Source organism: Pseudorhodobacter turbinis (assembly GCF_005234135.1).
GTDB lineage: Bacteria > Pseudomonadota > Alphaproteobacteria > Rhodobacterales > Rhodobacteraceae > Pseudorhodobacter > Pseudorhodobacter turbinis.
The window spans coordinates 1989071-2014376 of record NZ_CP039964.1; the positions used below are offsets into that span (position 1 = coordinate 1989071).

The 25306-nt window shown below is 58.6% G+C and carries 22 protein-coding genes; 14 read left to right on the forward strand and 8 right to left on the reverse strand.

Going from position 1 to position 25306, the window contains the following annotated elements:
• Nucleotides 1-112 precede the first annotated feature (112 nt).
• The 9 genes from EOK75_RS09570 (at nt 113) to leuB (ending at nt 11238) form a co-directional block, all read left to right on the forward strand.
• The gene (locus EOK75_RS09570) at nt 113-1063 is read left to right on the forward strand and encodes a sugar ABC transporter substrate-binding protein (RefSeq protein ID WP_137193752.1); all 951 of its coding nucleotides are present in this window, start codon (nt 113-115) and stop codon (nt 1061-1063) included.
• 73 nt (nt 1064-1136) lie between these two features.
• Entirely contained in the window at nt 1137-2249 is a 1113-nt protein-coding gene (locus EOK75_RS09575) for an ABC transporter permease (RefSeq protein ID WP_137193753.1), read from the forward strand.
• Nucleotides 2249-3025: an ATP-binding cassette domain-containing protein gene (locus tag EOK75_RS09580; protein WP_137193754.1), complete on the forward strand. Its 777-nt coding sequence runs from the start codon at nt 2249-2251 to the stop codon at nt 3023-3025. Before EOK75_RS09575 ends, EOK75_RS09580 begins: the two co-directional genes overlap by 1 nt.
• Nucleotides 3026-3151: 126 nt before the next feature.
• Nucleotides 3152-4522 carry a 30S ribosomal protein S12 methylthiotransferase RimO gene (gene rimO, locus EOK75_RS09585; protein ID WP_137193755.1) on the forward strand — a complete coding sequence of 457 codons (1371 nt, stop codon included), beginning with the start codon at nt 3152-3154 and terminating at the stop codon, nt 4520-4522.
• Between the two features lie 69 nt (nt 4523-4591).
• Entirely contained in the window at nt 4592-6580 is a 1989-nt protein-coding gene (locus EOK75_RS09590) for an AsmA family protein (protein ID WP_137193756.1), read from the forward strand.
• 230 nt (nt 6581-6810) lie between these two features.
• Nucleotides 6811-8214, forward strand: a complete 1404-nt coding sequence (gene leuC / locus EOK75_RS09595) for a 3-isopropylmalate dehydratase large subunit (protein ID WP_137193757.1) — start codon at nt 6811-6813, stop codon at nt 8212-8214.
• Entirely contained in the window at nt 8214-8819 is a 606-nt protein-coding gene (leuD, locus tag EOK75_RS09600; RefSeq protein ID WP_137193758.1) for a 3-isopropylmalate dehydratase small subunit, read from the forward strand. Before leuC ends, leuD begins: the two co-directional genes overlap by 1 nt.
• 209 nt (nt 8820-9028) lie before the next feature.
• A complete protein-coding gene (locus tag EOK75_RS09605; protein WP_420821928.1) occupies nt 9029-10066 on the forward strand; it encodes an endonuclease/exonuclease/phosphatase family protein in 1038 nt (345 codons plus the stop codon).
• 62 nt (nt 10067-10128) lie between these two features.
• Nucleotides 10129-11238, forward strand: coding sequence for a 3-isopropylmalate dehydrogenase (gene leuB, locus EOK75_RS09610; RefSeq protein ID WP_137193760.1), 1110 nt, complete (start codon nt 10129-10131; stop codon nt 11236-11238).
• Between the two features lie 91 nt (nt 11239-11329).
• Here the strand turns inward: leuB and EOK75_RS09615 are convergent, their stop codons facing one another.
• Nucleotides 11330-12289, reverse strand: coding sequence for an acetyl-CoA carboxylase carboxyltransferase subunit alpha (locus EOK75_RS09615; RefSeq protein ID WP_137193761.1), 960 nt, complete (start codon nt 12287-12289; stop codon nt 11330-11332).
• Between the two features lie 209 nt (nt 12290-12498).
• Between EOK75_RS09615 and EOK75_RS09620 the strand changes: the two genes are divergently transcribed.
• The 4 genes from EOK75_RS09620 (at nt 12499) to EOK75_RS09635 (ending at nt 15951) form a co-directional block, all read left to right on the forward strand.
• A complete protein-coding gene (locus tag EOK75_RS09620) occupies nt 12499-13026 on the forward strand; it encodes a DUF4304 domain-containing protein (protein WP_137193762.1) in 528 nt (175 codons plus the stop codon).
• 93 nt (nt 13027-13119) lie between these two features.
• Nucleotides 13120-14118 carry a DctP family TRAP transporter solute-binding subunit gene (locus tag EOK75_RS09625; RefSeq protein WP_137193763.1) on the forward strand — a complete coding sequence of 333 codons (999 nt, stop codon included), beginning with the start codon at nt 13120-13122 and terminating at the stop codon, nt 14116-14118.
• A gap of 53 nt (nt 14119-14171) precedes the next feature.
• Nucleotides 14172-14642: a TRAP transporter small permease gene (locus EOK75_RS09630; protein WP_137193764.1), complete on the forward strand. Its 471-nt coding sequence runs from the start codon at nt 14172-14174 to the stop codon at nt 14640-14642.
• Nucleotides 14635-15951, forward strand: coding sequence for a TRAP transporter large permease (locus tag EOK75_RS09635; protein ID WP_137193765.1), 1317 nt, complete (start codon nt 14635-14637; stop codon nt 15949-15951). The genes EOK75_RS09630 and EOK75_RS09635 overlap by 8 nt, the downstream gene beginning before the upstream one ends.
• A gap of 4 nt (nt 15952-15955) precedes the next feature.
• Here the strand turns inward: EOK75_RS09635 and EOK75_RS09640 are convergent, their stop codons facing one another.
• From EOK75_RS09640 to EOK75_RS09670, 7 genes are all read right to left on the reverse strand, one after another.
• Entirely contained in the window at nt 15956-16477 is a 522-nt protein-coding gene (locus tag EOK75_RS09640; RefSeq protein WP_137193766.1) for a hypothetical protein, read from the reverse strand.
• A 71-nt stretch (nt 16478-16548) separates the two neighbouring features.
• The gene (locus tag EOK75_RS09645) at nt 16549-17481 is read right to left on the reverse strand and encodes a M8 family metallopeptidase (RefSeq protein ID WP_137193767.1); all 933 of its coding nucleotides are present in this window, start codon (nt 17479-17481) and stop codon (nt 16549-16551) included.
• 236 nt (nt 17482-17717) lie between these two features.
• On the reverse strand, nt 17718-18719 hold the full coding sequence (locus EOK75_RS09650; RefSeq protein ID WP_137193768.1) for an oligopeptide/dipeptide ABC transporter ATP-binding protein: 1002 nt from the start codon (nt 18717-18719) through the stop codon (nt 17718-17720).
• Nucleotides 18716-19681: an oligopeptide/dipeptide ABC transporter ATP-binding protein gene (locus tag EOK75_RS09655; RefSeq protein WP_137193769.1), complete on the reverse strand. Its 966-nt coding sequence runs from the start codon at nt 19679-19681 to the stop codon at nt 18716-18718. Before EOK75_RS09655 ends, EOK75_RS09650 begins: the two co-directional genes overlap by 4 nt.
• Nucleotides 19681-20598 carry an ABC transporter permease subunit gene (locus EOK75_RS09660; protein ID WP_137193770.1) on the reverse strand — a complete coding sequence of 306 codons (918 nt, stop codon included), beginning with the start codon at nt 20596-20598 and terminating at the stop codon, nt 19681-19683. The genes EOK75_RS09655 and EOK75_RS09660 overlap by 1 nt, the downstream gene beginning before the upstream one ends.
• 13 nt (nt 20599-20611) lie before the next feature.
• Nucleotides 20612-21535, reverse strand: coding sequence for an oligopeptide ABC transporter permease OppB (oppB, locus tag EOK75_RS09665; protein ID WP_137193771.1), 924 nt, complete (start codon nt 21533-21535; stop codon nt 20612-20614).
• A 61-nt stretch (nt 21536-21596) separates the two neighbouring features.
• The gene (locus tag EOK75_RS09670; protein WP_137193772.1) at nt 21597-23213 is read right to left on the reverse strand and encodes a peptide ABC transporter substrate-binding protein; all 1617 of its coding nucleotides are present in this window, start codon (nt 23211-23213) and stop codon (nt 21597-21599) included.
• A gap of 289 nt (nt 23214-23502) precedes the next feature.
• Between EOK75_RS09670 and EOK75_RS09675 the strand changes: the two genes are divergently transcribed.
• Entirely contained in the window at nt 23503-25299 is a 1797-nt protein-coding gene (locus tag EOK75_RS09675) for an SLC13 family permease (protein WP_137193773.1), read from the forward strand.
• The last annotated feature ends 7 nt before the right edge of the window (nt 25300-25306 follow it).

A 25306-nucleotide genomic window follows, 5' to 3' on the forward strand; every position in this document is an offset into this window, starting at 1 on the left:
TGATTCATTTTGCAACCGGTTGCAAATTAATTGGAACCGTGCTTTGGTTAATGCGGGAGAGGGGTCAGCCCAACTCTCGTGTCAAAAAAAATGGCATCTTAGGGAGGAATAAATGAAATTGATTGTGAAGAATTTGACGTTGACGGCTGCCGTCATCGCATCCCCGCTTATGGTCTCTGCGCAGGAAAACACCGATAGCCTGACCTACATAATGGTCAGCCATGCGCCCGATTCCGACAGCTGGTGGAATACGATCAAAAACGGCATCGCCCTTGGTGGCAAGCAGATGGGCGTTACGGTTGAATACCGCAACCCGCCCACCGGTGACCTTGCCGATATGGCGCGCATCATTGAACAAGCCGCCGCCTCGCAGCCTGACGGCATCATCACCACGCTGGCCGATTTTGACGTGCTGGCCGGCCCGATCCGCAATGCTGTGGATCAGGGGATCGATGTCATCATCATCAATTCCGGCACGGCAGAGCAGGCCCGCGACGTGGGTGCGCTTATGTTTGTCGGCCAGCCCGAATATGACGCAGGGTTTGCGGCGGGTGTCCGGGCAAAAGGCGACGGGGTGGGCAGCTTTGTTTGCGTGAACCACGTTATCTCCAATACCGTTGTGGCCGAGCGTTGCCGAGGTTTTGCCGATGGTCTGGGCATAGAGCTTGGCGATAGCATGATCGACACGGGCCAGGACCCTGCCGAGATCAAGAACCGCGTTATCGCGTATCTTACGGCCAATCCCGAAACGGATGCGATCCTGACCTTGGGGCCGACCTCTGCCGATCCGACGATTTTGGCGGTGCAGGAGATGGGCATCGCGGGCGATATTTATTTTGGCACCTTCGATCTTGGGGATGAGATCGTGAAAGGCATCAAAGAGGGCATCATCCAGTGGGGCATCGACCAACAGCCGTTCTTGCAGGCGTATCTGCCAGTTGTGATCCTGTCCAACTATGACCGCTACGGCGTTTTGCCCGGCAATAACATCAACTCCGGTCCCGGTTTCGTGACGGCTGATGCGCTGGAGAAAGTCGAAAAATACGCGGGTGAATATCGCTAGAGCAAAAACCCGAGGGGCGGTCTGGTAAGCCGGACCGCCTCTTTTGTCCGCATCTACAGGGGTTGATACGACCATGACAGACACTTCCACCAATGACGAACGCGTCAAAGAGATGTCCGGCCTGCGCCGGGCGTTGATCCGCCCCGAATTGGGCGGCATCGTTGGCACGATCGCCGTTTTCACGTTCTTTTTGCTGTTCGCCTTTGATAGCGGCATGTTCAGCCCGCAAGGTGTGTTGAACTGGACCACGGTTTCCGCGCAGTTCATGATTATCGCCGTTGGGGCCTGCCTTTTGATGATCGCGGGGGAGTTTGACCTTTCGGTTGGGTCGATGATCGGCTTTGCGGGGATGATGGTCGCGATTTTCGGCGTGGTTCTGGCCTGGCCGATGTGGCTTGCGATTCTGGTGACCTTTGCGATTTGCATCGCCTTCGGCGCGCTCAATGGCTACATCGTCGTCAAGACGGGGCTGCCAAGCTTTATCGTGACGCTTGCCACGTTGTTCATCCTGCGTGGCTTTACGATTTTTATTCCCCAGACGGTCGAAAGCAAAACCATCATCGGCGGTATCCGCGAGGCTGCGGAAGGCGATTGGCTGGGTGCGCTGTTCGGGGCAAAAATCGGCGGGCCGTTCTTTCAATGGCTTGGCGATAATGGGTGGATCGGCGTTTTCACGCGCGGCAACCGCGAGGGGCAGCCGGTTGTTGACGGCATCCCCATGTTGATCGTCTGGGCGGTGGTTCTGGTTGTGATCGGGCATATCGTCCTGACGCGCACACGCTTTGGCAACTGGATTTTCGCGGCTGGCGGCGATGCCCAAGCTGCGCGCTATGCCGGGGTGCCGGTGGACCGCGTCAAGATTTTGATGTTCATGTTCACCGCTTTTTGCGCCACGGTTTTTGCGGTGTGTCAGGTGATGGAATTCGGCTCTGCCGGTGCGGATCGCGGTATCTTGAAAGAGTTTGAGGCGATTATCGCCGTGGTTATCGGCGGCGCGTTGCTGACGGGTGGCTATGGCTCGGTGATCGGGGCGGCCTTGGGGGCGTTGATCTTTGGCGTGGTCCAGCAGGGGCTGTTTTTCGCCAATGTCGAAAGCTCGCTTTTCCGCGTCTTCCTTGGTGTGATCTTGCTGCTTGCGGTTATCTTGAACACCTATATTCGTCGCCTGATCACAGGAGAGCGCTGATGCAACCGATCATTCAAATGACCGATATCCAAAAGCATTTCGGGTCTGTTATCGCGCTGGCGGGGGTTACGATCGACTTTTTCCCCGGTGAATGCCATTGCCTGTTGGGCGATAACGGCGCGGGAAAATCGACCTTTATCAAAACCATGTCCGGCGTTCATAAACCGACCCATGGCGAGATCAAGTTCGAAGGCAAGCCGATGCATTTCGAGGACCCGCGCGACAGTATCGCGGCAGGTATTGCCACGGTTTATCAAGACCTTGCGATGATCCCCTTGATGTCCGTAAGCCGTAATTTCTTTATGGGCAATGAGCCGATCAAGAAAATCGCAGGCATCCCGTTTTTCGATCACGATCATGCCAATGAGGTGACAATGCGCGAGATGCGCGCGATGGGCATCAACCTTCGCGGTCCCGATCAAGCCGTCGGAACCCTGTCAGGCGGGGAGCGCCAGACCGTTGCCATCGCCCGCGCGGTGCATTTCGGGGCAAAGGTCCTGATTTTGGACGAGCCGACCTCGGCCTTGGGCGTACGCCAGACGGCCAATGTTCTGGCCACGGTGGATAAGGTGCGCAAGCAGGGCATTTCGGTGGTTTTCATCACCCATAACGTCCGTCATGCGATGGCTGTGGGGGACCGCTTTACGGTGCTGAACCGTGGCAAAACCTTTGGCACGGCCAAGAAGGGCGAGATCACCCCCGAAGAGCTGCAAGATATGATGGCGGGCGGGCAAGAGCTTGCCGTTCTGGAAGGCTCGCTCGGCGGGACGGTTTAGGTCCGCAGCCCAAGTACCATCAACACCTGTCGCGGGTGAAAAAAACGCGCGGCAGGGCGCCACATGACATGCGCCCCATGGTTTCAACCTCTTTCCTCGGCCCTGATTCGCAGATATAGGGCGCATATGTCCCAGAACCCACCCAGCCTTCGCCCCGATCTTGCCCCCAAAGCGCGGATCTCCGCCCCTCGTCGTGAGGGGCAGCCCATGATCGGCATGGTCAGCCTTGGCTGTCCCAAAGCGCTGGTGGATAGCGAACGGATTTTGACGCGTCTGCGTGCCGAAGGCTATGCCATCTCGCCCGATTATACTGGTGCGGATGCGGTGATCGTGAACACTTGCGGCTTTCTTGACAGTGCCAAGGCCGAAAGCCTGGATGCGATTGGCGAGGCGTTGAAGGAAAACGGTCGTGTGATTGTGACGGGCTGCTTGGGGGCGGAACCTGATTACATCCGCGAACATCATCCCAAAATTCTGGCCGTCACCGGCCCGCATCAATATGAGCAGGTGCTGGATGCGGTCCATCTTGCCGTGCCGCCGTCGCCCGATCCGTTTATCGATCTGCTGCCTGCGTCTGGCGTTACGCTGACGCCGCGGCATTACAGCTACCTCAAAATCTCGGAGGGTTGTAACCACAAGTGCAAGTTCTGCATCATCCCCGATATGCGCGGCCGACTGGCTAGCCGTCCGGCCCATGCCGTGATGCGCGAGGCGGAAAAGCTGGTCGATGCCGGTGTGCGCGAACTTTTGGTGATTTCGCAAGATACCAGCGCGTACGGCGTTGATATCAAACATGCAATTGACAAGGGGCATCGCGCCCATATCACCGACCTTGCGCGCGATCTTGGCTCGCTTGGCGCTTGGATCCGGCTGCATTACGTCTATCCCTATCCGCATGTGCGCGACCTGATCCCGCTGATGGCCGAAGGGTTGATCCTGCCGTATCTGGATATTCCGTTCCAACATGCGCATCCCGATGTGCTGAAACGGATGGCCCGTCCGGCGGCGGCGGCCAAAACGCTGGATGAGATCGCCGCGTGGCGTAACGTCTGCCCTGATATCACCCTGCGGTCGACCTTCATCGTCGGCTATCCTGGTGAGACCGAGGCAGAGTTTCAAACCCTGCTGGATTGGCTGGATGAGGCGCAGCTCGACCGCGTCGGCTGTTTTCAATATGAAAACGTGAATGGTGCGCGATCCAATGCGCTGCCCGATCATGTTGCGGATGAGGTAAAGCAGGACCGCTGGAACCGCTTTATGGAAAAGGCCCAAGCGATTTCCGAGGCCAAGCTGGAAGCCAAGGTCGGCACCACGATTCAAGTGATCGTGGATGAGGTCGACGAAGAGGGCGCCACTTGCCGCACCAAAGCAGATGCGCCGGAAATTGACGGCAACCTGTTTATCGATGAGGGTTTCGACGGGCTTTCCCCAGGTGATATGGTGGCGGTCGAGGTCGAAGAGGCGGGCGAATACGACCTTTGGGGACGGCTGGTTTAGGACTGGCCGGTTGCCGAACCGATCAAGCACGCGTAGAAATCCCGTAATAGCAACGGGAAAGGGCGCATGATGCGGTGGTTGGTTCGGATAGGTGCGGGTCTGTTGATGCTCATCGTGGCGCTGGTGGGCGTGGTGTTTTTGATCCCGTCGGAAAAGGTTGCCGATGTTGCCGCCGCGCAGTTTTTCAAAGCCACGGGACGCACCCTGACGGTTGAGGGCGGCGTAAGCCCCTCGGTCTGGCCAGTGCTGGGCGTCAAAACCGGGCTGGTGCGCATCGCCAATGCCGACTGGTCGCGCGAAGGCCCGATGCTAGAGGCAGAGGCGCTGGCGATCGGCGTCGATATGGCCTCATTGTTCAAGGGCGATATCAAGATCACCAAGATTGAGGCGATCCGCCCGCAGATTATTCTGGAGCGCAACAAAGACGGGGCCGGCAATTGGGAAATTGCGGTGGCCGGTGCGACCACGCCAGACACGCCCGCAACCGGAAATGAGACCACCGCGCAGGTGATCACGCTGGATCATGGCGTGATCGAGGGCGGGTCGGTGCTTTTTCTGGACCATAGCTACGGCACACGGATGGAGCTGCGTGATATCGCCGCCGAGGCGCGTCTGCCCGATTTTGCTGGTCCGGCCACCCTTAACCTTTCGGGGGTGAAGGACGGCGTGAAGGTGGTGATGGATGCCCGCGTTGCGGCATTTGATACGTTTCTCGCGGGCACTATTAGCGATGTGACATTGAACACACAGATCGGCGGATCCGAGGTCGGTTTTGACGGCCGGATCGGCACGGCCCCCTTGGTGGCCGAGGGCGCGTTGACGGCTGATTTTGCCGATCTGGCGGCGGTTGCGGGCGTGGCTGGTCAGGCGGCCCCCGCGCTTCCGCAGGGTTTGGGGGCAACGGTGCGCAAGGTCTCGGGCACTGTCACCCTGGCCGAGGCGGGGTCGCTGCATCTGCGCGGCGGTTTGATCGAGCTGGACAGCAACCGTTTTTCTGGCGATCTAGACATGACCTTTGACGGGGCGCGCCCCAAGCTGACAGCCAAGATCACTGCGGGTGCTTTGGATTTCTCGGGATTGGCGGGTGACACATCCGCAGGTGGCAGCGGAGGTGGCGCGGCCTCGGGGTGGTCGCGTGATCTGATTGATGTAAGCGGCCTTGGTGCGCTGGATGCCTCTGTGGCCCTGACGGCCGATAGCATTGATCTGGGAACTGCCAAGCTGGGGCGCACGCGTTTGCTGGTCACGCTGGACCGCGCCCGGATGGTGATTGAATCGCAAGAGTTGCAGGCTTACGGCGGCAATGTCACCGGCAATTTCGTGGTCAACGGGCGCGGTGGCCTATCGGTCGGCGGCGATCTTCGGCTTGCCGGAATCGCGATGCAGCCCTTGTTGCAGGATGTGGCTGATTTTGACCGGCTGATCGGCACCGGTGATATTAGCCTGAAATTTCTGGGTGTTGGCAATCGCATGTCCGATATCATGAATTCGCTTTCCGGCGACGGCTCTTTGCGCTTTGGCAAGGGGGAGCTGCGGGGGCTTGATCTGGCGGGGATGCTGCGGTCGCTGGATGTGGGCTATGTCGGAGAGGGGCAAAAGACGATCTTTGATGCGATCACCGGATCATTCACGATGAAAGACGGTGTTTTGCGCAATGATGATTTGCAGTTCAGCGCGCCTTATATCACGGCTGCTGGGACAGGTCGGGTTGGCATTGGCGCGCGCGATCTGGATTACCGATTGACAGCGACGGCCTTGGCCAAAAGCGATGGCACTGGTGGTGTGACCGTGCCTTTGCTGATTTCCGGCCCTTGGGCGAAGCCGAAATTCCGCTTGGATATGCAGGGCTTGATTGATCAGAACCTTGCCGAGGAAAAGGAACGCCTGAAAGAAAAAGCCCGCGCCGAGGAGGTTCGTGCCAAGGCCAAGCTGGAGAAGGAGCTGGGCATCCAGCGCGAGGAAGGCGAGCGGCTGGAGGATGCCGCTAAACGCCGTGCGCAAGAAGCGTTGGAGGCAGAGGCCGCCCGCGCCTTGAAACGGTTGCTGGGCGGGAATTGATCGCCGGGCAGCGCGCTGTTGGGCGCAAATCAGATTGCTTCAACCGCAAGAAGGGCGTAATGTCCGCGCTATGATACGCTTTTTCGACATTGATGATCGCGCACGCTTGCCTTGGCGGTTTTTCGGCCAGTGCCGGTCTGTGCTTGCGCGACTTTGATCGCGCCCCAATGTCTTTGCGCAGGGCTGTCCCTTGCGCGTCTATTCCCCTAGCCAGATGAGAGATCAGAGCCATGACTGCTCGTACCCTGTATGACAAGATCTGGGATGACCATGTCGTCCATCAAGCCGAAGACGGCACCTGCCTTTTGTATATCGATCGGCATTTGGTGCATGAGGTCACCAGCCCGCAAGCCTTTGAAGGGCTGCGGATGACTAACCGCAAAGTGCGCGCGCCGGAAAAAACCATCGCGGTGCCGGACCACAACGTCCCCACCACGCTGGACCGTGCCAAAGGCATCGAGAATGAGGAATCCCGCATTCAGGTCGATGCGCTGGACAAGAACGCGCGTGATTTCGGCGTGCATTACTATCCCGTGTCGGATGTGCGCCAAGGCATCGTGCATATCGTCGGCCCCGAACAAGGCTGGACCCTGCCCGGCATGACCGTGGTTTGTGGCGACAGCCATACCGCCACACATGGCGCGTTCGGATCGCTGGCGCATGGTATCGGCACGTCGGAGGTGGAGCATGTTCTGGCCACCCAAACGCTGATCCAGCAAAAATCCAAGAATATGAAGGTCGAGATCACCGGCAAGCTGCCGCATGGTGTGACCGCCAAAGACCTCACCATGACCGTGATCGGCAAAACCGGCACCGCGGGCGGCACCGGCTATGTCATCGAGTATTGCGGCGAGGCCATTCGCGACCTGTCGATGGAAGGCCGCATGACCGTGTGCAACATGGCCATTGAAGGCGGCGCACGCGCGGGCCTGATCGCGCCGGATGAAACGACCTTTGCCTATTGCATGGGCCGCCCCCACGCCCCCAAAGGCGCACAATGGGAGGCAGCACTTGCCCATTGGAAAACGCTGTTCACCGATGAGGATGCGCATTTCGACAAGGTCGTCACCATCCGCGCCGAAGATATCGCCCCTGCGGTCACATGGGGCACCAGCCCCGAAGACGTGCTGCCAATCACCGCAACCGTCCCTGCGCCTTCCGATTTCAAAGGTGGCAAGGTAGAGGCTGTGCAACGCGCGCTTGACTATATGGGCCTGACACCCGGCATGAAGCTGACGGATATCGAGATTGACACCGTCTTTATTGGGTCGTGCACCAATGGCCGGATCGAGGATCTGCGCGCCGCGGCGGCGATCCTGAAAGGCAAGAAGATCAAGGACGGTCTGCGGGCGATGATCGTGCCCGGCTCCGGCCTTGTGCGCGCACAGGCCGAGGAAGAGGGTCTTGCCGATATCTTCAAAGAGGCCGGATTTGAATGGCGGCTTGCGGGTTGTTCCATGTGCTTGGCGATGAACCCGGACCAGCTTTCGGAAGGCGAGCGTTGCGCCGCCACCTCCAACCGTAACTTTGAGGGGCGTCAGGGCTATAAGGGGCGCACGCATCTGGTGTCGCCTGCAATGGCGGCCGCTGCGGCGATCACCGGCAAGCTGACAGATGTACGGGAGATGATGTAATGGAAAAGTTCGAAAAGCTCTCGGGCATCGCGGCCCCTATGCCTTTGGTCAATATCGACACCGATATGATTATCCCTAAGGTGTTCTTGAAAACCATCAAGCGTTCGGGCCTTGGCGCGAACCTGTTTGATGAAATGCGCTTTGATCGTGAAGGCAATGAGGTCGCTGATTTCGTGCTTAACAAGCCCGCCTACCGCGAGGCGCAGATCATTGTGGCCGGCGATAACTTTGGCTGCGGGTCGTCGCGCGAACATGCCCCTTGGGCGCTGGCGGATTTCGGGATCAAGGCGGTTATTTCCACCTCTTTCGCGGACATCTTTTACAGCAACTGCTTCAAGAACGGCATCCTGCCCATCGTGCTGCCGCAAGATGTGGTGGATGTGTTGATGCAGGACGCTGAAAAAGGCGCGAACGCGCGGATGGATGTGGATCTTGAGGCGCAGACCGTCACCACCTCGGATGGTGAGGTGTTCAGCTTTGACGTGGACAGCTTCAAAAAGCATTGTCTGATGAACGGTTTGGACGATATCGGCCTGACGATGGAAAAAGCCGCAAGCATCGACAGCTATGAGACCAAGGCAGCAACCTCCCGCCCTTGGGTTTGATTTAGCGAGACCGCACTGCATTCAGGGCCGCCCACATCGGGCGGCCCTTTTGCAATCACAGGTTGATGCAGGCGGGCGACACATGCGGGCATTCCATACCTCGGGGATTGCCTGAACCGCTGAAAGACGCCACAAACTGGACCCCGAACATGGGAAGGCCCGCAGTGCTGTCAAAACCTCTTTGTACATTGATCTGTTGTCTGGCGTTTTTGGCAACATCTGCCCAAGCGCAAGATCCCGCATCGCTACGCATCGCCACCTATAACCCGGATCTGAGCCGTAAGGGGCCGGGGTTGCTTTTGCGCGATATCCTTGCGGGCAAGGACAAGCAGATCGAAGCGGTGATTGCCACTTTGGTTGACCTAGATGCCGATATTCTGGTGCTGACGGATGTGGATTACGACCACGGGCGCGCGGCCCTGACGGCCTTGGCGGGTGCGCTGGACGCGGCTGGTATCGCCTACCCCCACCGCTTTACCGCGCGGCCCAACGGTGGCATGGCCACCGGCCTCGATCTGGATGGGGACGGGCGCTTGGGCGGGCCGGGGGATGCGCAGGGGTTTGGCTTTTTCGCGGGCAGGGGGGGCTTGGCGGTGCTGTCTCGCCTGCCGATAGATGAGGCGGGGGTGCGCGATTTCAGTAACTTTCTATGGCAGGACCTGCCGGGAAATATCATCGACGGCAGCTTGGCAGAACCCGTTCGCGCCATTCAGCGCCTGTCCAATACCGCGCATTGGGATGTGCCGGTGGTCCTGCCCGATGGCACGCCGCTTCACTTGCTGATCTGGCACGCCACGCCGCCGATCTTTGACGGCCCAAAAGATCGCAATGGTCGCCGCAACCATGATGAAAGCGCTTTTTGGTTGCGTATGCTGGATGGAACGCTGCCCCACCCCCTGCCGGACGCGCCTTTCGTACTGCTGGGGGAGGCCAAGCTGGACCCGATTGACGGCGATGGCCGCAATGGCGCGATCAACGCGCTGCTGGCCCACCCCAAGCTGCAAGATCCGTCCCCCAAAGGCCAACATGGCCGGACGGAACCGGACCATAAAGGCCCCGCCGCGCTGGATACCGCGCTTTATGATTTTGGCGGGCTGCGGGTGGATTATGTTTTACCCTCGGCGGAACTGACCGTCCGCGACGCCGGTGTTCTTTGGCCCGAGGATGACGCGCCAAATGCAGAAACCTTGGCCCGCGCATCGCGTCATCGACCGGTTTGGGTGGATATCACCCTGCCTTTACCTTGACCATGCATGACCAAAACGCTAGGCCAAACATACCCTTTTCCCTTGAATTGCAGGAGCGTATTTTGGCCAATCCTTCCCTTCTAATCCTTGCCGGTGACGGCATCGGCCCCGAAGTCATGACCGAGGTCAAAAAGATCATCACATGGTTCGGCGACAAACGTGACATGCAGTTCGACGTCACCGAAGATCTGGTCGGTGGCTGCGCCTATGACAAGCACGGCACGCCTTTGCATGACGATACGATGGCCCGCGCGCTGGAAGTGGACGCGGTGCTTTTGGGTGCCGTTGGTGGCCCGAAATATGACGACCTCGACTTCTCGGTCAAGCCGGAGCGGGGGCTGCTGCGCCTGCGTAAGGAAATGGACCTTTTTGCCAATCTGCGCCCGGCCCAGTGCTTTGACGCATTGGCTGATTTTTCCAGCTTGAAGAAAGATATCATCGCGGATCTTGATATCATGATCGTCCGCGAATTGACCTCGGGGGTTTATTTCGGTGAACCGCGCGGGATTTTCCCCGATAACGAAGGCGGCCGGGTTGGCGTGAACACCCAGCGCTATACCACCAGCGAAATCCGCCGCGTTGCACGCTCTGCCTTTGAACTGGCAAAGCGTCGCGGCAACAAGGTCTGCTCGATGGAGAAGGCCAATGTGATGGAATCCGGCATTCTGTGGCGCGAAGAGGTGCAATTCATCCATGATACGGAATACCCCGAGGTGGAGCTGTCGCATATGTACGCCGACAATGGCGCGATGCAGTTGGTGCGCTGGCCCAAGCAGTTTGATGTGATCGTGACCGACAACCTCTTTGGCGATATCCTGTCGGATTGCGCTGCGATGTTGACCGGTTCGCTTGGCATGTTGCCCTCGGCCAGCCTTGGTGCGCCGCGGGAAAATGGTCGCCCACGCGCGATGTATGAGCCGGTACACGGTTCCGCGCCTGACATCATGGGCCAAGGCAAGGCAAACCCGATTGCTTGCATCCTCTCCTTCGCGATGGCGCTGCGCTATTCGTTTGATCAGGGCGATGAGGCAACACGTCTGGAGCAGGCCGTGGAAAAAGTGCTTAGCGATGGCGCACGTACCGCCGATCTGATGGGCAAAGAAGGCGGCACCCCGATCAGCACTGGTCAGATGGGCGATGCTATTCTGGGCGCGTTGGACGCCAGCCTATAAATGCATCAAGGCGCGGGGATGTCCCGCGCCTTGTCACTTTTCCGCCAATGCGGATAACGAATTGTGGCTTCAGGCCCGCAATAAACCAGCGTTATGCCGCCAGCCCCTTGGAGCCCATAGAGATAAACTTTTGTCGACGATCCTTGATCAGGGCATCGGGCTTCATATCCTTCATCTCATCAAGCATGGTCTGGATGGCAGTGCCCACAGCGGCGATCTGGGCGGTCAAATCGCGTTGCGCACCGCCCATCGGCTCTGAGATAATGCGGTCAATCACACCCAGCTTTTGCAGATCCTGCGCGGTCAGGCGCAGGGCCTCGGCCGCCTCACGCATCTTCTCGGAGTTTTTCCACAGAATGCTTGCACAGCCTTCGGGGCTGATCACCGAATAGACCGAATGTTCCAGCATCGCGATGCGGTTCGCCGTCGCAAAAGCCACCGCCCCACCAGAGCCACCTTCACCGATAACAACCGAAATCAATGGCACGCCGATTTCCAGACATTTCTGGGTAGAGCGGGCAATCGCCTCGGATTGGCCACGCTCTTCTGCGCCCTTGCCAGGATAGGCGCCGGGGGTATCCACCAGCGTCACGACGGGCAGGCCGAACCGATGCGCCAGATCCAGCAAGCGCACGGCCTTGCGGTAGCCTTCGGGGCGCGACATGCCGAAATTACGTTCAATCCGGCTTTTGGTGTCATTGCCCTTTTCATGGCCGATCACGACAACGGGCACATCATTAAAGCGGGCCAGACCGCCCATGACGGCATGATCGTCGGCAAAATTCCGGTCGCCCGCAAGCGGCGTGTACTCGGTGAACAGCGCCTCGATATAATCTTTGCAATGGGGCCGGTCGGGGTGACGTGCCACAAGGCATTTTTGCCATGGTGACAAGCTTTTATACAGATCGCGCAGCATGGTTGCGGCTTTGGCATCAAGGGCCGCCGCTTCCTTTTCCACATCCATCTCTTTGTTAGACCGCGCCATCGCGCGCAGCTCTTCGGCTTTGCCTTCAATCTCTGCCAAAGGCTTTTCAAACTCGAGATAGTTCATTGCATACTCCTGATCGGACCAAAGGATATATGAACGTAGTAGGGGGCGATTGCAACTCGGCAAGATTTACGAAAAGGGCGTATGGCGTAAAAATATGGTTATCAAGGGTTCGGCCTGTCGGTGTGCGCCTTAAACTGCCCATGCAAAGCCTTTCCTTGCCGTGCCGTCCGTGCGACCTTACGGCCAAGCGATTGACAAGGGGTTCCCCCATGCATCTTCCTTCATGGCTGCGCGCGTTTATCGGGCGGCCTTCGCCACCCGCGCCGCCCGGCGTGGATAATGCTGTTCGCATGCATATCGCCGCCAGTGACCCGGACTTTCCGGCAAAACGAGAGGCTGCCGTTAGCGCCGTTATTGCCGCGATTGATGAGGTGGCCCTGCATCATGGGTTTGATAAAAAGCCGAAGTCCTGGGCCAAGAAGGGTGCGCTGGGGCTTGTCTCTATTCACCTGCAACGCAGCCGTTTCGGGTTTTACTGCCAGATCAACCTTGGTTTTCAACCGGCTTCACACAGGGCCGAGGGGCCTTGGGCACAAGATGATTTCGTGCTGCTTGGCCTGTTTTTCCCGCCCGACCCCTCGCTGATGGAAGAGCGTGGCACCATCACCTATCTGGATATCTTTAAGGATGAGGCCAGCCTAGCCCCGACCATGCGGGTTTTGGACGATCTCGCCCTGCCGTGGCTTGTGGCGCATCTGACTGATGTTGAGGCGCATAACAGGCCGATGCGGCCCTGATTTATAGGGACGGCAGGGGGTGCAATAAAAGAATTATCTTGTCCTCCAATTCGATTTCTGGTCCATATCGCAAAACTAATGGGAGAGAAACGAATGAATATTGCCCTGAAATCCGGTTTAGCCGCCATATTTGCAACGACGATCCTGTCAGGTGCTGCAATGGCAGAAACCCTGCGCCTTTCGCATAACGTCGGCGATACGACCACTTGGCAGCAAGGCGCGGTCCGCTTCGGAGAGCTGCTTTCCGAGAAAACCGACGGCGCTTTTGATGTGCGCGTTTTCCCGAATGCGCAGCTTTCGGGTGGCGACCAGATGCGTCAGGCCGAAATGGTAGGGCGCGGTGCGCTTGATCTGGTGGTGACCTCGGCGATTAACGTAACCCCCTTGGTGCCGGAAATGGCCGTGTTCTCGTTGCCCTATCTTTATGGCGGCTACGATCAGGTTGACGCGACAACGCAAGGCCCTGCGGCCGGTTTGCTGGAAGATATCCTGCGCGAAAAGGGGATCGAGGTTCTGGCTTGGGGCGAAAACGGCTTTCGTGAGGTGACCAACAACACCCGTCCGATCAAATCACCCGCCGATATGGAGGGGCTGAACATGCGTGTTGCGGGCCCGATGTATATCGACGTGATGAATGCCCTTGGTGCCAACCCGCAGCAGATGCAATGGGGCGAAACCCTGACGGCCCTGCAACAAGGCGTGGTTGACGGGCAGGAAAACCCGATCGGTGCTGTGATCATCCCGCAGCAGGTCTATGAGATGCAGAAATATCTGACCACATGGCACTATTCCTATGACCCGATTTTCCTTGGCGTTTCTAAAAAACGCTGGGAGTCATTGGATGCCGAGACCCAAGGCCAAATGCGCGAAGCCGCAGTTGAGGCGATGGAATATCAGCGCCAGATCACCCGTGAAGGCACAGATGCAGGCGTCGCCTTCTTGCGTGAAAAGGGCATGGAAGTATATGAGCCGACCGAAGCAGAGCTGCAGGCGTTCCGCGATGCCACCAAACCTGCCTTTGACGAATGGGCCGCCAAGGTTGGCGATGAGATCGTAGGCGCCTTCCGCAAGGCGATTGACGAAGCTGGCTGATTGAAACTGGCGCGGCACCCTGCCGCGCCACCCGTCACACAAAGGGGAACGCCTTGCGGTTCATTCTGCGAGACTTTGAGAAAATTGTCTGCGCCGTGCTTTTTCTGGGCATGACGCTGCTTGGTTTTACGAATGTGCTGGTCCGTTATGGCAGCAACTTCTCCTTTGCTGCGACCGAGGAAATTCTGACCAACGGTTTTTTGCTGCTGACCGTGTTCGGGGCGGCCATCGCGGCGCGTCGCGGTGAACATCTGGCCGTGACGCTGATCCATGACCTCTTGCCCAAGCGGGTGGCGCAGGTGGTTTTTATGCTGTCGGTGGTGCTGAGCGTGGGGCTTCTGGCGGCCTCGGCATGGTTTTCGTGGGCGTCGCTGATGAACCTGATGGATAACGGTATGCGCAGCTATGCGCTGGGGGTGCCTGCGTGGTGGTATCAGGCGGCGCTGCCTTTTGGTTTCGCGCTGGTGATTGTCCGCTACTTGCAACATGCCGCAGAGGTATTCGGGGCAAGTTCCGATGTCTGAGGTGTTTGGCATGGGTGCCGGAACCCAGATGATTGCGGTGTTTTTCCTGTTCATGGCATTGCGGGTGCCCGTGGCTTTTGCGCTTGGGCTGTCAGCGCTCTATGCGATGTGGCAAATCGGTTTCGGGTTTGAGCTGGCGGGTGATCTGATCGCAACCGGCATTGCCAAATATGCGCTGCTTGCGATCCCCTTCTTTATTCTGGCCGGAACCTTGATGGGGTCGCTGGGCATTGCCGAACGTATGATCCGGTTTTTCCGTGTGCTGATCGGGGATTTGCCCGGCGGTATGGGCGTGGTTGGCACGGTTGTGTGCCTGTTTTGGGGCGCGGTTTCGGGCTCGGGGCCGGCCTCTGTGGCGGCCATAGGCCCGATGATCATTCGCGGGATGGAAGAGGACGGCTATCCGCGTGCTGCCGCTGCCGCGTTGGTCTGTACGGGGGCCGCACTTTCTATTGTCATTCCGCCCTCTATTGGCTTGGTGATCTACGGGGTGATTGCCGAGACCTCGATTTCCTCGCTGTTTATTGCCGCCATTATCCCCGGGCTTTTCATGGGGTTGTTGATGCTTTTGGTGCTGCCTTTCATCAAATCCAAAGGCCGCAGCAGTCTTGACCGGCTTGCCCCTCCACCGACCTCGGCGGGCTATTTCCCAGACCTTTGGCGCAGTTTCCGAGAGTCCTTTTGGGGCTTGATGACGCCCGTGGTTATTTTGGGCGGCATCTATTCCGGTATTTTCACCCCGACCGAGGCGGCGCTGGTGGCCACCGTTTACGCGCTGGCGGTGGGGGGCTTGGTTTACCGCACCCTAACCCTGCGCGGGCTTTATGATGCGCTGACGGATGCAGCTGCGTCATCTGCGGTGGTGATGCTGGTGGTTGCCTATGCCAGCCTGTTCGGATGGGTGGTCACGGTAGAGGATCTGGTCGGCCAATACTCGGGCCAGCTTTTGGGGCTAAGCGATAATTCTGCGGTAATTTTGGCCGTGATCATGCTGATTTTCCTGATCGCAGGGATGTTCATGGACCCTGTTACGGTGATGTTCATCGCCCTGCCGATCATCTTGCCGGTGGTGCGCGAATTGGGCTGGGATCCGGTCTGGTTCGGCGTGCTGGTCATGGTGAACCTTGCCATCGGCCTGATTACGCCTCCGGTCGGGATCAACCTTTATGTGGCCGCCAATGTCACGCGCTTGCCGATCGAACGCATCGCGCGTGCCAGCCTTCCGTTCTTGCTGGTCAGCATTGTGGGGCTTGGCCTTGTGGCGGCCTTCCCAAGCCTGTCGCTGGTCCTGCCGGCATTGCTGAAATAGCGACTTATGGTGCGGGTTTGGTCAAACCCGCCGCAATATCCAGCAGGCGTGTTTGAATCCTGAAAAGCCTGTGCAATGTGGCGGCCTCGGGAAGTTGCCTTGCCATGGCAGAGACACCTTTTAAGGTTACGGCGGTATGTCCTTCGGGAAGGTCAACGGTAAGGCTTGTGGTGGGGGCACCGGGAACAGTGCGCAAGCGCAAACCGCTGTCGGCAACCTCTGCCTCAATTGCCTTGGTCGTGATCGCCAACGCAGCGTCATCGTCAATCAGCTCTTGGAAAAGTGCGTTTCTGGCAGCCTCATCCAAATGGGAAATTACAGGTGGGTCCCCGGGCCGTGTGGCGCGCGCGGTGATGGTGCCATCTGCTGCAATGGCCAGAATGGGCGCTTCGCCAGTGCGGGGTTTTTGGCCCCCGCTCATGTTGAAGGTCAGAACAATTGCGTCAGGTGTCATGCCGAAATCCCGTGCTTGGACGCTTGTCGTCAATCCCTGCCATACCAACACCAGCATCAAAAGAAATCGCATTCCTGCCTCCTGAATAAAATAGGGCGATGCCTGATGGCACCGCCCGTAAATCGAAACGCGTCTATATGTTATTACGCACGTTTGGACTTGCGGCGAAGGGCCGGTACAAACCCAAGGGCGCCAAGCAGCAACAGACCGCTTGCAGGCAATGGAACCGGGCTTGGTGTGGTGCCGATATTGGCAGCCAGCGGGATCGACACGGCAGCGTATGGGTCGATGGTTTCGTAGCCAAGGTCCCGGAATGCAGCGATGGTCGTTGGCGAAAGCGTTGCAGGGATATCCACGGCAAAGGGTGTCATCAGCTCGGGGTCGTTAAAAAGGCCCAAAGCGGGGGTGCCATCTTCGGGCAAACATGCCGCGCCGTCCAGACCTGCAACCCAGCATTCGTTCCAATGCCCGCCGCCATTTTCAAGCAAGATGGACGAAACAGATGTGCCGTTTACAGCGTTGAACACAGCCAACGCGTTTTCGCCGATGTAGTTGTTGCCTGTGGCATCGACCAGATCGTTGAACTCAAACTGGGTGCCAAAGCCGAGGGCGTGGGCAACCTCATGGATGGCGGAATCGAGGAAAAGCTGCTCGGACTGCGGGAATTCGGCATCAGCACCGAAGTCAGCCGAGTCGAACTGCATGAACCCGCCAATAGCGCGATCAAAGCCGGACTGCGTTGCAAAGGACCGAGGACCAGCGAAAGCAAGCGACCCGTCGGAGCCGTCTTCATAGGTCATCCAAGCATCAAGCGTATAGACCGCGTTGGTCAATCCGGTGAAGCCGGTCAGAACGGTTTCCCAGAATGTCTCTGCCGCGCCGAAAAGCTGGATTTGACGTGCCGAGAAAGCTTCGGTCGGGTTTTGCGCGCCAGTTGCGGTGTTTCCGTCGCCGTCACTGTCTATGATGACGCCGGCCGGCAGGTAGTTAACAATCAGGTCGAAGGTGGCGGCATTTGCAGAACCGGCGTTCATTGCAAGGACCGCACTAAATGCAGTTAAGACGATTTTTTTCATATTTTATACCTTTGTTATCAGGGTCGTGCCCCTCGCCCCCCCGCAAAGACCTGCTGCGACCTAAAATAGCCTGCTGGTTAATTTTCTTGCTGACGGCTGAATTACGTAATCACGGTATTGTTACAACTTCAAGAAGATTTGACTAAAAGTCGCGACTTATGGGCGCCAAAATGCACATTTTGGGGCTGCCCTTAGGTCAATCACCCCAAGGATCAACGCATGCAATCACCGGTCCTTTAAGCGTTGGCGAGGGGGGAGATTACCTCATGATAGGGACAAGCCACCAGATGCCCCGGCGTGGCCTCTTGCAGAGCGGGACGGTCCGTGGCGCAATCGGTCTGCGCTTTGGGGCAGCGGGTGCGGAACACGCAGCCCGAGGGCGGCGCGAGGGGGGAGGGCAGCTCTCCGCCCAGAACGGGGCGTTTGCGGGCGGCTTCGCGCAATGGGTCGGGGATCGGCACCGAGGCAATCAGCGCCTGCGTATAGGGATGGCGCGGTTCGCGGACCAGTTGGCGCGCCTCGGCCTGTTCCATCTGGCGGCCCAGATACATCACCAAGGTGCGGTCGCTGATATGCTTCACCACGCTAAGGTCATGGGCGATAAAGATCATCGACAGCTTCATCTCGCGCTGCAACTGTTTAAGCAGGTTCACCACCTGCGCCTGCACCGAGACATCCAGCGCGCTGACCGGCTCATCGCAGATGACCAGTTTCGGGTTCAGGATCAGGGCGCGGGCGATACCGATGCGCTGGCACTGCCCGCCCGAAAACTCATGCGGATAGCGGTTGAGGAGATTGGGCAGCAGGCCCACCCGTTCCATCATCTCACCGACACGGGTGCGGGCGTCTTTTTTGCTGACGTCAGGCTGATGGGTGGTCAGGGGTTCGGCGATAATCTCACCCACGGTCATGCGCGGGTTAAGGGCGGCAAGCGGGTCTTGGAATACCATTTGCACATCGCGCCTGTGGGTACGCCGGTCGCGTGGCGACATGGCGCGCAGGTCGTCGCCGTTCCACAAAATCTGCCCGCCGGTGGTCGGAATGGTGCCGACAATCGCACGGGCCAGCGTTGATTTTCCCGAACCGGATTCCCCGACCACGCCCAGCGTTTGGCCTTCTTCAAGGTCAAAACTCATCTTGCTGACGGCTTGCAATTTGCCCGGTTTGGTCCACGGCCAAGCGCCGCGCGGGGTCACGTCAAAGGTCACATCCAGATCACGCACTTGCAGCAGGGTCATTTCACCACCTCAGGATCAGCATGGCAGGCGCGGCGCACATCGCGGTAGGGCAGCAGTTCAGGCTGCACATCGCCGCAATGGTCCAACCGGAAGGCACAGCGCGGGGTAAAGGGGCACCCTTTGGGCAGGCGCGACATATCGGGCGGATCGCCGGGGATTGTTGCCAGCTCATCCTGATCGATATCCAGCCGCGGCACGGCGCGCAAAAGGCCAAGGGTATAGGGGTGCGAAGGATTGGCAAACAGGTCGGTCGTCGCCCCCTGTTCCATCACCCGCCCGCCATACATCACAACCGTGCGTTCGCAGGTATCGGCGACGATACCAAGGTCATGGGTGATCAGGATCATCGCGGTGCCGAACTCTTGGCGGACCTCGGCCAGAAGCTCCATGATCTGGGCCTGAACGGTGACATCCAGCGCGGTCGTCGGCTCATCCGCGATCAACAGGCGCGGGCGGCACAAAAGCGCCATGGCGATCATGATCCGCTGGCGCATTCCGCCGGAAAACTCATGCGGGTACATGCGCAAACGCCCCGCCGCATCGGGGATGCGCACCGCATCCAGCATGGCGACACAGTCCTTGAGCGCGTCACGTTTCGACATGCCTTTGTGCAGGGTCAAGACCTCGGCCATCTGGTCACCGACCTTCAGGTAGGGGTTTAGCGAGGTCATCGGATCTTGAAAGATCATCGCCATCTGCTGCGCCCGCAGCTTGTTCAGCGCCGATTGCGACAGGCCCAACAGCTCATCCCCGTCCAAGCGAACAGAGCCGGTGGCAAAGCCGTTGCGCGCCAACAGCCCCATCACCGCAAAGGCCGTCTGGCTTTTGCCCGAACCGGATTCGCCAACAATGGCCAAGGTCTCGCCCGCCTCAATGGAAAGCGACAGCCCGTTCACGGCATTCACCGTGCCATCAGCGGTGCGAAAGGTCACCGCAAGGTTTTCTACGTCAAGCAAAGCCATTATCTGTCCTTTGGATCGAGGGCATCGCGCAGCCCGTCGCCAATGAAGAAAAACGCAAACAGCGACACCACAAAGAACGCCAGCGGAAAGCCCAGCATCCAAGGGGTTTTGTTGCGCATGTTATCCGCACCCATGTTGATCAGCGCCCCCCAAGAGGTGCTGGGTTCCTGCACGCCAAGGCCCAGAAAGCTGATGAAGGATTCAAAGATAATCATCTGTGGCACCAGCAAGGTGGCATAGACGATCACCACCCCCAAAAGGTTCGGCACGATATGGCGCGCGATGATGCGCGGGGTGCTGACGCCGGTGGCGATGGCCGCCTCGACGAATTCCTTGTTCTTGATGCTTAGGGTCTGGCCGCGCACGATCCGCGCCATATCCAGCCATGAGATCATCCCGATGCCGATGAACAGCATGACGATCGACCGCTCAAACACCACCAGCAAAAGGATCAGCACGAACATATAGGGGATCGACATCATCAGATCGACGATCCGCATCATCACCGTATCGGTGCGCCCGCCGACATAGCCCGCAACCGCCCCCCATGCCGTGCCCACCACGACCGAGATCAGCGCCCCCACGATCCCCACCATCAAGGAAATCCGCGTACCCTGCACAACGCGGGCGTAAAGGTCGCGACCGGATTCGTCGACGCCGAAGTAATGCCGGTTTTCCCATGACGGCCCGCCCACCTCGGGGATAGAGCCAAGCATGGACCAGTCAATCTCTTCATTGCTCCACGGGGTTGCGAATTGGCCAAGGGTGGCGAAAAGCGCCACCAGCACCAGTATCGCCATGCTAACCACGGCGGCCTTATTGTGGAAAAACCGTACCCGCGCGTCTTCCCATAATGACCGGCCCTTGACGGGTTCGATCTGGGCTGCGGCCTCGACTGTTGCGCGTCCTGCAATCATTGGCTTGCCCCCTTTAATAACGGATCTTGGGGTCGATCCAAGCATAGATCACATCGACCAAAAGGTTGAACAGAACCGTCAGCGCGCCAATCAGGATGGTGATCCCCATAATCACCGAATAATCCCGCGCCAATGCGGAGTTGACAAAGAACTGCCCGATCCCGCCGGTTGAAAAGAACACATCAATCAGCACCGATCCGGTGATCATCCCCACAAATGCCGGCCCCAGATATGAGATTACCGGCAGCATCGCAGGCTTGAGCGCGTGGCGCAAAATAACGCGGTGCATCGGCAGCCCCTTGGCCCGTGCGGTGCGGATAAAGCCCGCATTCAGTACCTCCAGCATCGAGGACCGCGTGATCCGCGCGATGCTGGCCATATAGGATGTCGAAAGCGCTATCACCGGCAGGATCAGATACTCGATTTGCCCGCCGCGCCAACCGCCCCCCGGCAACCAGCCCAGCCAGAGCGTAAAGATCAGCACCAAGATCGGCGCCATCACGAAGTTGGGCAAAACCTGCGCGCCGATGCTGATGCCCACGGCCAGATAATCCAGCCATGAATTGTGAAACACCGCCGCCATGACGCCCAAGCTGCCACCCACCGCCACGGCCACCACAAAGGACCAGAACCCATAGGTCAAAGTGACTGGAAAGCCCTGCGCGATCAGGTCGTTCACCGTGCGGTCTTTGAACTTGAAACTGGGGCCAAAGTCGAAATGCGCGACCACATCCCAGACATAAATCCCCATCCGCTGAAACAAGGGTTTATCCAGCCCGTATTTCGCCTCTAGGTTGGCCAGAACGGCCGGGGGCACACCGCGCTCGGTGGCAAAGGGGCTGCCGGGTGCGGCCTCCATCAACAAAAAGGAAAACACGATCAGCAACAGAATCGTCGGCACGGCGATGGCAAGCCGTTTGAGGATGAATGCGGTCATGGCGTTTCCCTTTACGTAAAAGCAAGGGGGACGGCATACCGCCCCCCCGTCATATCAAGTGTCAATCAGCGACGCGGTAGAAGTCTTTGGCGTACCAGTTGTTTTCCACGTTGTTCATCGGGAACCCTTTGATTGCCGGATCCAACAAGAAAGTGTTGGCATAGTGGTACACCGGAATGATGCCCATATCGTCCGACAAGATCTGCTCGGCCGCCTTATATTCCGTCGCCGGATGGTCTGAGGTTTTCGACGCCGCGATCACCTTGTCATATTCGGCATTGGACCATTTCCCATCGTTTTGTTCCTGATCGGTGGTCAGGATATCAAGGAAGGTCGAGGCCTCGTTGTAATCGCCACACCATGCCACCCGCGCCAGATCAAAGTTGCCACCGCGCCGCACGTCCAGATAGGTGGACCACTCCATATTGGACAGGGTCACCGTGATGCCCAGCTTTTGTTTCCACATCTGGCTCAGGACGGTTGCGATCTTCTTGTGGTTCTCATCGGTGTTATAGATCAGCTTGAGCTCCAGATCCTCAACGCCTGCCTCCGCGATCAATTCCTTGGCTTTGGCGTCACGCTCTGCCTGTGTCCAGCCTGCATATTCGATGTCTGGCATCTCAAAGCCCGCCGTTGCGGCATGGGCAAAGTTATAGCCGGGCAGTTCGCCACCCTGCAAAATCTGATCGACGATCACATTGCGGTCGACGGCATAGCTGAGCGCTTGACGCACGCGGGGGTCGCGCAACTCGGGCTGGGCGTCGGCGCGCTGGTTGATCGCATAGTAATAGGAACACAGACGTGGCACGGATTTCGCCTCATCCGGGCGCTCGGTTTTCAGGCGGGGATAGGTGCCTGCGGGAAGCGGCTCCAGCATGTCATATTCGCCGGATTCGTAGCGGGTCAACGCCTGGTTCACGTCATTGATAACAAGGCCGGTGACCTCCTCAATAATCACGCTGTCGGCGTCCCAATAGGTCGGACTTTTGACCAGCGTGAAATATTCGTTCAGCGCCATTTCCTTAAGCGTATAGGCCCCGTTGCCGACATAGTTTTCCGGCGCGGTCCAGTCGCTGCCGAATTCTTCAACCGTTGGCATATGGATCGGGGACAGCGTTGCATAGGATGTCATCGCCGGAAAATACGGAACCGGCTGGTTCAGCGTCACTTTAAGGGTGTGATCATCCACCGCTTCAACGCCAAGCTCGGTCGGGTCCATAGTGCCTGCGACAATCTCGGCGGCGTTTTTCATCTGGGTCAATTCAACATACCACGCATAGGGCGAGGCGGTTGCCGGATCGGCGGCGCGGCGCCAGCCGTTGACGAAGTCTTGTGCGACGACGGGGTCGCCATTGCTCCACTTGGCGGTGTCGCGCAGGGTGAAGGTATAGACGGTATTGCCCTCGCTCGCCTCAAACCCGGTGGCCACGCCGGGGCGCAGGTTGCCATCGGCATCTTGGGTCATCAGCCCTTCCATGATCTGGCGTAACACATGGCTGCCGGCCGTTTCCTCGTTCAACTGTGGGTCCAGCGTGGGGAACTGGTCCAGCAAGCGATAAGAAAAGACCTGTTTTTCAGCCAGCGTATCGCCCTCCGCAACGGTCGCGGCGGTGGCCGTCGAGAAACCCAGGGCAAGTATGGACGCGGTCGTCATGGCAAGAATGGTGCGGCGTTGCATTGAAATCCTCCTAAGATGGGTCGTCACGCAGTTCGCGTGCCGACGACATAAACTTGACCATCATGGTGGATTTTAACCACTTTGCAAGTATTGTGAAGTGGTTACGCGACGCCACTTTTATGTCTCGTCGTTTTGCGGGCTTGTGCTGTTTTAGGTTGCGGGGGACGGGAACGCATTGCGGGTCCAAAGCGTTGAGGAGTAAGGTTTCCAACGAGACAGCCAGCCCCACCCGTTCTCACGCGTCTTAACAAGGCCGCACGACCCGTACCCCCAAGAGGAAGCCCTTAAAGTGATCTCACTCCCCGTTGAATACACGCCTTTTGTCGCGCTTTTCCTTGTCGGTTGCCTGTTTGTGCTGTTCATCCTTGAACGTTATCCGCCCGAGGTCACGGCGGCCGGCGTGGCGGCGATGTTCCTGATCCTTGGACTGGTCAGCCATGACGCCGCCCTTTTGGCGTTTTCCAATCCGGCCCCGCTGACGATTGCGGCGATGTTTGTCATTTCCGGCGCTTTGGTGCGTACGGGGCTTTTGGATGCGCTGGCGGGGCGGATATTGGCTTGGGCCGAGGTGTCGCCGGTTGGGGCGGCGCTGGGGTTTGTGCTGGCGATTATCATCAGTTCCGGCATGGCGAATAATACGCCGGTTGTTTTGGTGCTGATCCCGATTGTGATCAAGCTGGCGCAAAAGCTGGGATTGGCGGAAACGCGGGTGCTGATCCCGCTGTCCTATGTGGCAATTTTGGGGGGCACACTGACGCTGGTTGGCACCTCGACCAATATCCTCGTGGCCGGTGTTGCCCGCAATGAGGGGCTGGAGCCGTTCTCGATATTCGAGATCACGCCGATCGGCATGGTTGTTGTTGTGGTCGGGCTCTGCGCTTTGGCCGTGCTTGGCCCGTTTCTTTTGCCCAAGCGGCACAGCGGTGGCACGGCGCTTTCGGAACATGACACGGTTTATATGACGGAGGTGAAGATCGCAGAGGGCTTTGACGGTATCGGCACAGTGCTTGCCTCGGTGACGGCCTTTAAGCGTGCAGGGGTTAAAATTGTCGCCCTGCGTGATCAGGGCGTATTGCGCCGCGATGTGATGGAGGATCATATCCTTGCGGCGGGGGATGAGGTGATCCTGCGCGTCGATGCGGCAGAGTTGCTGACCCTCAAAAGCCTGCCAAAGCTTGCCTTGGGGGCGATACGCGGCGCGGCACCGGTCAAGGATGCGGAGGGCGAAGAGGAGCTGATCCTGGGGCAGGTGATGGTAAAGCCCAATCGCCACCGGCGTGAGGGTACTTTGGCAAGCCTGTCGCTGGGCCACCGCTACGGCTTGCAGGTCTTGGGGGCGTTCCGGCCGGGCCATAAGTTTGGCCCCGATCTGGAAACCGCCACGCTGCGCGCTGCCGATGTCTTGCTGGTCGAAGGCCCCCGCGCAGGGTTTGAGCGGCTGGAGCGTTCGGTCGATGTGGTGTCGATCAGTCGCCCCACGATCCGCCCCTACCGCCGCAGCCATGCCCCGATTGCCGCTTTGGCCATGCTGTTGGTGATTGTTCTGGCTGCGCTGAACGTGGCGGATATCGCCATTCTGTCGCTGATCGCTGTGGCGATTCTGCTCATCACCCGCTGCATGGACAGCGATGAGGCTTGGGGCTTTCTGGACGGCGGGATTTTGGTGTTGATCTTCTCGATGCTAATCATCGGTTTTGGCTTGCAAGAAACCGGCGCGGTTGCGCTTGTCGTGGGCGCTATGGCCCCCTTTGTGGAGGGGTTGCCGCCCATTGTTATGCTGGCCGCGTTCTATTTGATGACCTCTATCCTGACCGAGATTGTCAGCAACAATGCCGTCGCCATTATCGTCACCCCCATCGCCATCAGCCTTGCAACGGCGGCAGGGGTTGATCCGCGACCCTTTGTTGTGGCGGTGATGTTTGGTGCAAGTGCCAGCTTTGCCACGCCCATCGGCTATCAAACCAACACGCTGGTTTATGGCGCGGGCAACTACCGCTTTTCGGATTTTCTGCGCATCGGGGTGCCGATGAACCTGATTGTCGGGGCGGCAAGTGTGTTGGTAATCCCGATCTTCTTTCCGTTCTGATCACAAC